Genomic DNA, 11,752 nt, shown 5'->3' with positions numbered 1-11,752 from the left:
AACCTGGAATCACGCCCAGCGAAGTTTCAGGCAAACCCATTTTGGCATTATCCGAAGCAATTCTAAAATGACAAGCCATCGCGAGTTCCAATCCGCCACCAAGCGCGAAACCATTAATAGCAGCGATCACCGGTGTTTTCATATTTTCGATAAAGTCGAACAAAAGCTCCTGCCCTTTTGAAGCTAATAATGCTCCTTCGGCAACCGAAAAATGAGCAAATTCTGCAATATCGGCGCCAGCCACAAAAGCTTTTTCTCCGCTTCCAGTAATGATAACAACGCGAACATCGGGATTGTTATCTACTAATTCTAGGGTGTCGTGCAGTTCTTGAATAGTAGCTTTATTCAAGGCATTTAATTTTGTAGGTCGATTGATAAAAATAGTAGCAATACCATTTTCTTGTTCTAAGAGGATGTTTTCTAATGCCATAATTTAATTGTTTTGTATAGGAAGCGAAACCGTAAATGTGGTTCCTTTTCCTTTTTGTGATTCGAGTGTAATTGTTCCTTTATAGTTTTCGATAATATTCTTGATAATGCCTAGACCTAATCCCATTCCGCTAGATTTTGTGGTGAACTTTGGCTCGAATATTCGGTTGAAATCTTCTTTCGCAATACCTATTCCATTGTCGGAAACCGTAATCAATACAGTATTGCTTTGTTTCTTTATGCTTACAGCAATGGCTTTATTTTCTTGACTTTCAGGGACGGCTTGAATGGCATTTTTGACTAAATTCGTGATAATTCTTATCAATTGCGTTCGGTCTATTTTCGAAATAATTGCTGCTCCTTCCGCTTCAAAATGGATGTATTCTTCATTAAAAATATCCATAGTCAATTCGACCACTTCTACCACATTCAAAGTTTCGTTTTGTTGCGCCGGCATCGAAGCAAAATTCGAAAATGCCGAAGCTACCGAACTCATCGTGTCTATTTGCTGAATCAATGTTTCGGAATAATCGTTGATTTTTTGTTTGAGATTGGGGTCATTGGCATCAAATTTTCGCTGGAAACTTTGCACTGTCAATCGCATTGGCGTCAGCGGATTTTTGATTTCGTGAGCCACTTGTTTTGCCATTTCTTGCCAAGCTTCTTCACGTTCGCTTTGAGCTAATTTCAAGGCGCTTGCTTCGAGTTCATCCACCATTGCGTTATATGCTCTAATCAAAAGGTTAATCTCCTTACTGCTCGCTTCAAGGACAATTTTTTCGTTTTTCTGGTTCAAACTCGTTTCGCCCAATTTATCAGAGATAGTTTTCAACGATTTAGTAATGTACGAAGACAGAAAATAAGCTACCGCAAAGGAAACCAAAAGCATAAAACTATAGACTTGAGCCAGTCCAATTAAGAAATTTTGCAACTCGGTTTGATAATAACTATTATCTTCTACATAGGGTAAATTCAGGATTCCCACGGGTTTGAATTTATCGTCTTTTATTAAACTATACAAAGAACGGTTCTTTTTTCCGTCGATGTTTTTAATGTCGACATAGCGTTTTTCGATAGAAGATTGAACTAGTTTTATAATGTATTGTGGAATGGGCGGTGCCGCGGCATCAATTGAAAATCTTGATTTTGAAGATTTTAACAAATAACCATCAAGGCTATAAATGTTGATTTCAAGATTGTGTATATCTGATAATTCGTGAATTTTATCTTTGAATATCAGTGCTAAATTATTTGAAGTAAGCGGATAAGTAGTGTTGCTAAGCACATAATTGATGTTCTCTTTTATAGCTCCTTCTTTGTATTCTAATCGTTCTTGATGGTATTGTATTGCTTTGTTTTTGAATTGAAAAATCGAAATGGATGCCAATAATGCTGAAGCTACAATAATCATTACAATCATCGAAAGGAAAATCCTGATTCGCAACGAAAGCATTGATATCTTGAAGTTTTTAAACATAGTGTTCAGTGTTCAGTGTTCAGTATTCGGTAATAAGTGTTCAGCCCTACAGCTGAATACTGACCAATGATTACTGACCACTATTTCTTTCTCGTATTCGTTTGTAAAATTTAAAGCCTAACATAATCAAAATCGAAAACAACATAATTCCGACCACGCCATAAATCCAGTTGACGGCATTTTTTAGAATGACCAAAAACACTACGGCAAACAAGATAATGGTAGCACCTTCGTTCCACAAACGCATATAATTTGTTGAATATTTTACTTCGTCATGTTGCAATTCTTTGAATATTTTGTGACATTTATAATGGTATAAATACAGCACAAAAACGAAGCCAAGTTTCACTTGCATCCAAGGCATTTCCAACCAAGCTTTGCCTAAATCAGTAAAAAACAGCATCCAAAAAGCAAAAATACTGGCCAAAACCGCTGATGGCCAAGTGATAATGTACCACAAACGATAGGTCATTATTTTGTATTGTTTTTGCAAGATTTCTTTTTCTGGCGAAGGTTTGTCGTTGGCTTCAATTTGATACACGAACAAGCGAACAATATAAAAAAGTCCAGCAAACCAAGTGATAACAAAGATCAGATGAAGGGATTTTAGGTAGTTGTAGTAGTCCATATTTCAATTTGAAATTAAGAGTTTAAAGTTTAAGTCCGTTAAACAACTTTAAACCTTAAACTTTTAAACATTTTTATTTAGCCCAATCATTCAGCCATCTAGCCACTGTTTTACACCATTCTTCATCGTCATTCAAACAAGGAATTGCGAAGAAATTTTCACCACCATTTTCTTTGAATTGATGATTGGCTTCCATTGCAATCTCTTCCAGAGTTTCTAGACAATCTGCTACGAAAGCGGGTGTTACAACGGCCAAATTCTTGATGCCTTTTTCGGGCATTTTATTCACTTCGACATCGGTGTAAGGCGTAAGCCATTTGTCTCCCGCCAACCGAGATTGAAAAGTCTGGCTGTATTTTTCTTTTGGAATTCCTAAAGCTTCTGTTACCAATTTTGTGGTTTCATAACATTGGTGACGGTAGCAAAATTCGTGTGCTGGCGATGGCGTGTTACAACAAGAGCCGTCTATTTTGCAGTGGGATTTGGTTATATCAGTTTTGCGAATATGACGCTCCGGAAGTCCGTGATAGGAAAATAAAAGATGGTCATAATCATATCCTTCTAAATGTTTTTTGATAGAATCCGACAAGTTTTTGATGTAATCGGGTTTGTTGTAAAAAGCAGGAATCGAAGAGAATTTCATATTCGGAAAATGCTTTTTTCGAACTTCTTCTGCTTTTTCGAGAACTGTTACTGTCGATGACATTGCGTGATGCGGATACAAAGGAAAAAGCAACACTTCGGTAACGCCTTTATCGGCTAATTCTTTTAATCCTGAATAAATGTTTGGGTTGCCATATCGCATGGACAACGCCATTGGAACGCTGACTTGAGGTTTTACTTTTTCGAACATTCTTTTGGAAAGAACCACAAGCGGCGAACCTTCTTCCCACCAAACTTTGGCGTAAGCTGCAGCTGATTTTTTAGGTCTAGTTTGAAGAATAATGCCACGTACTAGCAATGCCCGCAACAAAAACGGAACGTCGATTACGTATTTGTCCATCAAAAATTCGTCTAAATACGGTTTTACATCTTTTGCAGTTGGACTTTCTGGCGAACCTAAATTTACTAATAATACACCTTTCATATGTTTGCTTGTTTTTTCATTCCGAAGAATATGGAATTTCTAAATTAATTTGGGGTTAAATGTAGCTAAACTTTTGTTTTTTTACATATTCGGATTGATGGCCATCAAATATTTCTTTGGTGTAGTGCCAAATTTCTTTTTGAAAGCGGCAATAAAATGACTTCCGGTGCTGTAACCAATTTTCAAACCTACTTCATTCACATTATAGGAACCGCTGTCCAATAATTTTCGGGCTGAATCCATTTTGTAGTCGAAAAGAAAACCATAAACGGTGTCGCCATAAATTTGTTTGAAACCCATTTTTAGCTTTTTCAAGGTCAGCCCTACTTCGTCCGCTAATTCCTGTAAACTTGGCGGTTCTGCGATATTAGCAAGAACGAGTTCTTTGGCTTTTTTTATTTTCAAAACGTTTTCTTCATCAATCAAAAACGGACATTGTTCGGCGTTTGGATCTTCTGTTCTATTGAAATACAAACTCAATAATTCGTATCCTTTTCCTTTGTAATACAAGTTTTTTATCGATGGATGCAAGTTATAATGAAACAATTGGGTCAAAACAATGGCCATCGACGGACTGATATCTCCTTCTTTATAATATTTTTTGTCTTTATTATCATCGCTCAAAAAAGTAATGTAATTGGCTTCGGAAGAAAACAAATTATGGAATTTTTGAATGGAAATAATAACCGAAATCACCCAAGAATTTGGGGCGATTTCTAAGTTCAAAGGCAATTCTTTTTGCGGGTTGTAGAGCAATAAGGATTTTTCTTCTTTTAGATCTAAACCATAGCTTCCTTGGTTGAAAAGAAATTTGGCTTTTCCTTTTAGACCAAAGTGAAATTGAATCAATCCGCTTTTCACTTCGCGTTGTGTACAATACACTTCATCACTGTCGTTTTGGAAACGAAGTAGGGTAAAATCATCTTCAATTGTTATACTATCCTGTGAACTCATTGCGACATTTTTTTTAAATAATATGATAATTATCAGGTAATTGTTAATAAATAAAATATACTTTTGTTTTATAAATGCCTGATTTCATTACAAAAATAGTGTTTTTATAATTAAAAATTAGATTTATAAACAAAATCATTTGGCGATACAAATAGTACTTTAAGCGTTGTTTTAATAAATACCTTAGCTATAACTTTGCCAATCCGATTAAGAAAAGATCATATATGGAAAACCTAAACATACCAAAACATAAAACCTTCTACTCCATAGGATTGAGTTACAAGAAGGCAGATGCCGAAGTGAGAGGTAAGTTTAGTCTTGATGCCAAAGCAAAAACTAAAGTATTGCTGCAAGCCAAAGAAGAAGGTATCGAGAGTTTAATCGTGACATCTACCTGCAATCGCACCGAAATTTATGGCTATGCCGATCACCCTTTCCAATTAATAAAATTGGTTTGTGAAAACAGTAATGGTTCGGTAGAAGAATTTCAAAAAGTGGGTTTTGTATATAAAAGTCAGGAAGCAATCGACCATATGTTTCGCGTTGGAACAGGTTTAGACAGTCAAATTCTTGGCGATTTCGAAATTATTGGCCAAATAAAAAACAGTTTTGAAGAAGCTCGCTCTTTGGGTTTAATCAATGCTTTTTTAGACCGATTAATCAATACCGTTATCCAAACTAGCAAAAGAATTAAAAACGAAACCGAAATTAGTTCAGGAGCCACTTCTGTTTCTTTTGCCGCCGTTCAATACATTATTAGAAATATTGAGAACATTGGAAATAAAAATATTCTACTTTTTGGAACAGGAGAAATAGGAAGAAATACTTGCGAAAATTTAGTAAAACACACCAAAAACGAGCAAATTACCTTAATCAACAGAACCAAAAGCACAGCCGAAGTTCTAGCAGGAAAATTGAATTTAATTGTAAAAGATTATTCCGATTTACATCTCGAACTACAAAAAGCCGATGTTTTAGTTGTGGCAACTGGTGCTCAGAATCCAACTATCGACAAAACTTTGTTGAACCTAAAAAAGGACCTTTTGGTCTTGGATTTATCCATTCCTAAAAATGTGAATGCCGATGTGCAACAAATTCCAGGTGTAACTTTAATTCATATGGATTATTTGTCGCAAATGACCGATGATACACTCGAAAGAAGAAAACAACACATTCCTGCTGCCGAAGCCATAATCGAGGATATGAAATTGGAATTGAATACTTGGATGAACGGCCGAAAATATGCGCCAACCATTCACGCATTGAAAGCAAAATTGAATGACATTGTTGCCGGAGAATTGACTTTTCAACGTAAAAAATTATCTAATTTCGACGAGGAACAAGCCGAATTGATTGCGTCTAGAATTATACAAAAAATCACCAACCAATTCGCCAGTCACCTGAAAGACGAAAACACTTCGGTTGATGACAGCATAGAGTTTATCGAAAAAGTATTCCAAATAGGACTACAAACTCCTCAGAAATCAACTTCGCCAATCGAAGAAAAATACAAAATCAACCTATCATAGTAAAAATCTAAACGAACCTTATCCCGAAAACTACAGGGACTTTACGGTTTATAAAAAAGAATAAGGTTTAATGGATTCAAAAAAAACAATTCGAATAGGGACTCGGGATAGTGAACTTGCGCTATGGCAAGCCCACACTGTTCAAAAAAAATTAAACGATTTAGGCTATAAAACCGAAATAATTGCCGTAAAATCGCAAGGCGATATCATTTTAGACAAGCCACTTTACGAACTCGGAATTACAGGAATTTTTACGAAAACACTTGATATTGCTATGATAAATGGCCAAGTCGATATTGCTGTGCATTCGATGAAAGACGTGCCAACGGCTTTGCCTATAGGGATTGTTCAAGCTGCGGTTCTCGAAAGAGCCAATACTTTGGATATATTGGTTCACAAAGGAAACCTCGAATTTCTTGAAGGAAACGCAACCATCGCGACCGGAAGTTTGCGTCGTCAAGCCCAATGGTTGAATAAATATCCCAATCATACTGTAGTAGATTTGCGTGGAAACGTGAATACTCGAATGCAAAAACTAAACGAAAGCGATTGGAGTGGAGCCGTTTTTGCCGCTGCAGGTTTAGAAAGAATCAACTTAAAACCAACCGATTTTATCAATCTAGATTGGATGATTCCAGCTCCAGCTCAAGGAGCAATGGTAGTTGTTGCGATGGGAAATGATGATTTCACCCTCGATGCCGTTTCTCAACTCAATGATATCGAAACCGAAATTTGCACCTATGTCGAAAGACAATTCCTTAAAACACTCGAAGGCGGTTGCACAGCACCAATTGGAGCATTGGCAAGGTATTGCGAGTTGGAAGACAGCTTCACATTCAAAGGTTCTTTGTTGTCTATTGATGGAAAACAGAAATTGGAAATTGAAAAAATTGTTCCTGTTGGAGAATGGAAAAAATTAGGCTTCAATTGTGCCAATGAAATTTTAGAAAAAGGTGGAGCAGAATTGTTGAAAACAATTAAGGAAAGTTTGAAGAAGTAATTGATTATAAAAAAATGGTTTACTTTAAATAAACATACGATTTCAGAACAATGAATTCAAATATAATAACCTTTGTAATCGTAGTTCCATTATTAATAAACTTTCTATTATTATATAACAGGAAGAAAAAATGGGTTAAAAATAAATATAAATGGTTTGCTGTAATGACATTATCTATTGTTGGGATTAGTTTTTATATTAATAACAATGAAGTTAAAGTAACTGAGAAACTTTTTCAATGGGCATTTATTACACCTTTAATATTTTCTATTTTTGATTTTATTATTATGAAATTAAGTTATGCGATTCATAATAGAGATTTATATTTATGGTTAAGACATTCAGGAGATATCGATGATAAAAAATTAAGTGGAGGCAAAAAGGTAAAATCATCAGATAGAATATTTTCTATGTTTTTACTGATTTTAATTATTGTATTGCCTTTTGCCATTTTGTTTTTTATTAAATCAAATTAAAAAAGATTAATTTAGAATTTGTAAAAAAAAAACGAATAAACAAATCACCATTCTATCCACAAAAATACTTTTGAGCTATTAAATTATTATGACCCAGTTGATCAAAGACATTTCGCCAGTTGCTTACAACGAATTTCTTTCGGATGTGGCTACTGCTGTTCAGCAACATCGGGTGCAGGCGATTCAGTCGGTGCAAACAATCTCGAATCAACTGTATTGGAATATCGGCGAATTGATTATCAAGAAGCAATTGGAATTTGGTTGGGGAAAATCGGTTATTTTAATGTTAAGTCGAGATTTACCTCAGTTAATTGGAGAAGGAGTGAGTTGGTCGCCCCGAAATCTTCAATTTATGAAGCAATTAGTTGCAGAGTATTCAAATGTGAAACCGCCTGTTTCACATTTAGAAAGTTCAAATTCAGCAAACTCAAATGTGAACCAAGCTGGTTCACAATTAGAAATTCCAAATGTGAACCAGCTTGGTTCACATTTGGAATATGTAAAAATACTTGTTTTTTCAGTGCCTTGGAAACACAATATTTTAATTCTTCAAAAGGTAAAAGAGCCTAAAGCAAGGATTTTTTATTTAGAACAAACCATTAAAAATAGATACAGTCGAGCGGTTTTATTACATCAAATAAAAGCTAATGCCTACGAACATTACACAACAAAACCAGCGCAGCATAATTTTGCAAAAGCTTTGCCCGAACATTTTCAGGAACAAGCACGAGAAAGCATAAAAAGTGTTTATAGTCTTGATTTTCTAGACATCAATAAACCCGTTACCGAAAGAGAGTTAGAAAACACAATGGTCGAAAACGTGAAACGACTTATGCTGGAATTGGGTTATGGATTTTGTTTTATTGGGAACCAATACCGACTTTCGTTGGGCGAAAAAGATTATTATATCGATCTGCTTTTTTATCATAGAATACTCAAATGTTTGGTGGCTGTCGAATTGAAAGTTGTCGAATTTGAGCCAGAATTCGTAGGGAAACTTGATTTTTATTTGCAATTGATGGACGAACAATTGAAACAATTTGATGACCAACCGAGTATTGGAATTTTATTAGTTCCTGAGAAAAACCATTTGGAAGTAGAATACACTTTGAGAAATGCGAATAATCCAATAGGAGTTGCCGAATACATTTTGAGCAAAAAATTGCCAGAAGAACTAATCGGGAAATTACCAACAGCAGAAGAGTTTCAACGAGTTTTAATTTCTGAGATAAAACCAAAGAAAAAATAATGAGTGACCAAATCAGCATATTATCAACTAAAATACTGTCGAACGAACAACGACAAGCTTTTATTAATGCCAAAATTGATCTTTTGGAAGACAATTTTATAGCAATAACCAATACTGATTTTGAATTAAGCAATATCAATCAAAACCTTATTTTTAGCAGTCAAAATGCGATAGTAAGTTTGATGGAACAACCAGATTGGGAACAATTGCAATCTAAAACTGTTTTTTGTGTAGGTTTAAAATCCAAAGAATTATTAGAAAAAAATGGCTTTACGGTTGCCGTTTATATGGATTACGCCTCGGAATTGGCAGAAATTATCACATTGATTTACAACAAAGAAAGCTTTACGTTCTTTAGTGGTAACTTACGCAAGGAAACCTTGCCGAAAGCACTTAAAGCAGCCGCTGTAAAGTTCAACGAAATCGAAACCTATCAAACCAAGTTAACACCTTTTAAAATTGCTAAGGAAGAAAAATTTGATGGAATTCTGTTTTTCAGTCCATCTGCCGTCGAAAGTTATTTAAAGGATAACAAAATAAAAAATGAAATTTGCTTTTGTATTGGCGAAACCACCGCTGATGTATTAAAAGGGGTTACAAAAAACATTGTTTTACCAGAAATTCCTTCAACAGAACTTTTGATAGAAGAAGTAATCCAACAATTCAATCTTAATATTAATTAGACATTAAAAATGCTTTGCGCCTTAGCGTTTTAGCGGTAAAAAAACAAAAAATGATAAAGAACGATTTATTTTTAAAAGCATTAAGAGGAGAAACTGTAGAACGTCCACCTGTTTGGATGATGCGTCAAGCTGGAAGATATTTACCTGAATTCAGGGCATTGCGTGATAAATATGATTTTTTCACTCGTTGCGAAACGCCAGAATTGGCTGCTGAAATCACGGTGCAACCTATTCGAATAGTAGGTCCAGATGCTGCGATTTTATTTTCGGATATCTTGGTAGTGCCAAGAGCGATGGGAATTCACGTGGAATTGAAAGACAATTTGGGGCCAATAATCCCAAATCCAATTCGCACAATGGAACAAGTTAATCAGGTTTTTGTTCCTAATATTCAAGAAACTTTGGGTTATGTAATGGATGCCGTAAAATTGACCAAAGAAATGTTGAACGATGAGGTGCCATTAATTGGTTTCGCTGGTTCGCCTTGGACAATTTTCTGTTATGCTGTAGAAGGGAAAGGTTCAAAAAGTTTTGATACTGCCAAAGGATTTTGTTTTGCAAATCCAGTAGCGGCTCACACATTATTGCAAAAAATCACAGACACGACCATTTTATATTTAAAAGAAAAAGTAAAAGCGGGTTGTAATGCCATCCAGATTTTCGATTCTTGGGGCGGAATGCTTTCGCCAGTGGATTACCAAGAATTCTCTTGGAAGTATATTAATCAAATCGTGAATGCATTGGCAAACGAAACCCAAGTCATTGTTTTCGGAAAAGGATGTTGGTTTGCGCTTGGCGAAATGGGGAAAAGCAAAGCTTCGGCATTGGGAGTAGATTGGACTTGTACACCACGAAATGCCCGTTATTTGTCAGGTGGAAATGTAACTTTACAAGGAAATTTTGATCCATCAAGATTGCTTTCGCCAATTCCTGTTATCAAGAAAATGGTGCACGAAATGATTGACGAATTCGGCAAAGACAAATACATTGCCAACTTAGGTCACGGAATTTTACCCAATATCCCTGTTGATCACGCTAAAGCTTTTGTGGATGCGGTGAAGGAGTACAAGCAGAAATAAAGGTTTTATAAAATGCTAAACAAAGGCTTAAGAGACCAGGAAACGACCCGAATAGACAATATTCTAAAGGTATTGCATTCACTAACGTTTGTGCCTAAATTTTGGAATTTAGAAGATTTGCTGCTTCTCGAAAATGAGTTAAAAGGTTTAGGAATGAACATCGAAAGTCTAACTGATTTTAGTGACGATCAATTGATTACTCACCTGGAACGCCTTCATTTTGACTGGAATCATTTCGAGATTTTTGCGGATTTTTTGGTTAATATATCAAAAGAAAGTCAATTCGACTTTTCGGGAAAAGCAATTGCCATTTACGATTATGTACAAAAGGAAAGCAAGTCTTTTTCGTTCGGAATTTTTAATAAAATAGCCGCTGCAAAAGCAAATTTATAATGAACGTTAAGTTTTATCAATACATAAAAACGTAAAGTTATGACCAAAGAAACTGCCATTAAACTATTCGAACAAAAACAAATTCGTTCAGTTTGGAATGAAGATGAAGAGAAATGGTATTTTTCTATTGTTGACGTTGTACAAGTTCTTATTGATCAAGCTGAATACCAAATAGCTAGAAAATATTGGAATAAACTTAAAGAACGGTTACTAACCGAAGGAAATCAAACGGTGTCAAATTGTCACCAGTTGAAAATGGAAGCCGCTGATGGAAAAATGAGGCTAACAGACGTTGCCGATACCGAACAATTATTTCGATTAATTCAATCTGTCCCCTCCAAAAAAGCAGAGCCTTTCAAACTGTGGTTGGCTCAAGTGGGTCGAGAACGTATCGATGAAATTGAGGATCCTGAACTAGGTTTTGACAGACTTATGGAAACCTATCTCAAAAAAGGTTATTCTAAAGAATGGGTAAACCAACGTTTAAAAAGTATTGAAGTACGAAAAGATCTTACCGATGAATGGGACAAACGAGGAGTGAAAAAAGGGCAAGAATATGCCATTCTAACAGATGAAATTACCAAAGCTTGGAGCGGTTTGTCGGTCAAACAATACAAGAATCATAAAGGCTTAAAAAAAGAAATAGGTATAGGCGTTTAGGCCGCCCAAAAACGAAAATAGTATTACCTTTGTCAAATGAGTACAAGGGAGAAATTTATAGGTGTGAATTCAATAAAATTTAACAAGCGATTTAAGGAAGATGCAGAC

12 protein-coding genes and 1 pseudogene are annotated in these 11,752 nt (G+C 35.4%); 8 read left to right on the top strand and 5 right to left on the bottom strand.

Annotation, left to right across the window (positions count from 1 at the left end; genetic code table 11):
• The 5 genes from ACIQ1E_RS11940 to ACIQ1E_RS11920 all read right to left on the bottom strand — a co-directional run.
• Positions 1 to 430 (bottom strand): enoyl-CoA hydratase/isomerase family protein (locus tag ACIQ1E_RS11940; RefSeq protein ID WP_396171532.1); only part of this gene is annotated, 430 nt, incomplete at its 3' end.
• 3 nt (positions 431 to 433) lie between these two features.
• Positions 434 to 1,906, bottom strand: a complete 1,473-nt coding sequence (locus ACIQ1E_RS11935) for a sensor histidine kinase (RefSeq protein ID WP_396171531.1) — start codon at positions 1,904 to 1,906, stop codon at positions 434 to 436.
• 70 nt (positions 1,907 to 1,976) lie between these two features.
• On the bottom strand, positions 1,977 to 2,534 hold the full coding sequence (locus ACIQ1E_RS11930) for a CopD family protein (RefSeq protein ID WP_396171530.1): 558 nt from the start codon (positions 2,532 to 2,534) through the stop codon (positions 1,977 to 1,979).
• A 73-nt stretch (positions 2,535 to 2,607) separates the two neighbouring features.
• On the bottom strand, positions 2,608 to 3,621 hold the full coding sequence (hemH, locus tag ACIQ1E_RS11925; protein WP_396171529.1) for a ferrochelatase: 1,014 nt from the start codon (positions 3,619 to 3,621) through the stop codon (positions 2,608 to 2,610).
• A gap of 81 nt (positions 3,622 to 3,702) precedes the next feature.
• Positions 3,703 to 4,575: a helix-turn-helix domain-containing protein gene (locus ACIQ1E_RS11920; RefSeq protein WP_396171528.1), complete on the bottom strand. Its 873-nt coding sequence runs from the start codon at positions 4,573 to 4,575 to the stop codon at positions 3,703 to 3,705.
• Positions 4,576 to 4,799: 224 nt separating this feature from the next.
• Between ACIQ1E_RS11920 and hemA the strand changes: the two genes are divergently transcribed.
• The 8 genes and pseudogenes from hemA to ACIQ1E_RS11880 all read left to right on the top strand — a co-directional run.
• On the top strand, positions 4,800 to 6,104 hold the full coding sequence (hemA, locus tag ACIQ1E_RS11915; RefSeq protein ID WP_396171527.1) for a glutamyl-tRNA reductase: 1,305 nt from the start codon (positions 4,800 to 4,802) through the stop codon (positions 6,102 to 6,104).
• A 70-nt stretch (positions 6,105 to 6,174) separates the two neighbouring features.
• On the top strand, positions 6,175 to 7,104 hold the full coding sequence (hemC, locus tag ACIQ1E_RS11910) for a hydroxymethylbilane synthase (RefSeq protein WP_396171526.1): 930 nt from the start codon (positions 6,175 to 6,177) through the stop codon (positions 7,102 to 7,104).
• A gap of 50 nt (positions 7,105 to 7,154) precedes the next feature.
• Entirely contained in the window at positions 7,155 to 7,580 is a 426-nt protein-coding gene (locus ACIQ1E_RS11905; RefSeq protein ID WP_396171525.1) for a hypothetical protein, read from the top strand.
• An 88-nt stretch (positions 7,581 to 7,668) separates the two neighbouring features.
• Entirely contained in the window at positions 7,669 to 8,829 is a 1,161-nt protein-coding gene (locus ACIQ1E_RS11900) for a YhcG family protein (RefSeq protein ID WP_396171524.1), read from the top strand.
• Positions 8,829 to 9,512, top strand: coding sequence for a uroporphyrinogen-III synthase (locus tag ACIQ1E_RS11895; RefSeq protein WP_396171523.1), 684 nt, complete (start codon positions 8,829 to 8,831; stop codon positions 9,510 to 9,512). The genes ACIQ1E_RS11900 and ACIQ1E_RS11895 overlap by 1 nt, the downstream gene beginning before the upstream one ends.
• A gap of 50 nt (positions 9,513 to 9,562) precedes the next feature.
• A complete protein-coding gene (hemE, locus tag ACIQ1E_RS11890) occupies positions 9,563 to 10,591 on the top strand; it encodes a uroporphyrinogen decarboxylase (RefSeq protein WP_396171522.1) in 1,029 nt (342 codons plus the stop codon).
• A gap of 12 nt (positions 10,592 to 10,603) precedes the next feature.
• Positions 10,604 to 10,984: a hypothetical protein gene (locus ACIQ1E_RS11885; protein WP_396171521.1), complete on the top strand. Its 381-nt coding sequence runs from the start codon at positions 10,604 to 10,606 to the stop codon at positions 10,982 to 10,984.
• A gap of 39 nt (positions 10,985 to 11,023) precedes the next feature.
• Positions 11,024 to 11,626: pseudogene (locus ACIQ1E_RS11880) on the top strand (Bro-N domain-containing protein); the annotation flags it as partial.
• Between the last annotated feature and the right edge of the window lie 126 nt (positions 11,627 to 11,752).

This window comes from Flavobacterium sp., from assembly GCF_044348915.1.
GTDB lineage: Bacteria > Bacteroidota > Bacteroidia > Flavobacteriales > Flavobacteriaceae > Flavobacterium.
This window is presented reverse-complemented; position numbering and strand designations above follow the sequence as displayed.

Bases quoted from the DNA above. Each gene is read 5' to 3' on its own strand.
- ACIQ1E_RS11935 (WP_396171531.1), bottom strand. From the start codon at position 1,906: ATGTTTAAAAACTTCAAGATATCAATGCTTTCGTTGCGAATCAGGATT.
- ACIQ1E_RS11930 (WP_396171530.1), bottom strand. From the start codon at position 2,534: ATGGACTACTACAACTACCTAAAATCCCTTCATCTGATCTTTGTTATC.
- hemH (WP_396171529.1), bottom strand. From the start codon at position 3,621: ATGAAAGGTGTATTATTAGTAAATTTAGGTTCGCCAGAAAGTCCAACT.
- ACIQ1E_RS11920 (WP_396171528.1), bottom strand. From the start codon at position 4,575: ATGAGTTCACAGGATAGTATAACAATTGAAGATGATTTTACCCTACTT.
- hemA (WP_396171527.1), top strand. From the start codon at position 4,800: ATGGAAAACCTAAACATACCAAAACATAAAACCTTCTACTCCATAGGA.
- hemC (WP_396171526.1), top strand. From the start codon at position 6,175: ATGGATTCAAAAAAAACAATTCGAATAGGGACTCGGGATAGTGAACTT.
- ACIQ1E_RS11905 (WP_396171525.1), top strand. From the start codon at position 7,155: ATGAATTCAAATATAATAACCTTTGTAATCGTAGTTCCATTATTAATA.
- ACIQ1E_RS11900 (WP_396171524.1), top strand. From the start codon at position 7,669: ATGACCCAGTTGATCAAAGACATTTCGCCAGTTGCTTACAACGAATTT.
- ACIQ1E_RS11895 (WP_396171523.1), top strand. From the start codon at position 8,829: ATGAGTGACCAAATCAGCATATTATCAACTAAAATACTGTCGAACGAA.
- hemE (WP_396171522.1), top strand. From the start codon at position 9,563: ATGATAAAGAACGATTTATTTTTAAAAGCATTAAGAGGAGAAACTGTA.
- ACIQ1E_RS11885 (WP_396171521.1), top strand. From the start codon at position 10,604: ATGCTAAACAAAGGCTTAAGAGACCAGGAAACGACCCGAATAGACAAT.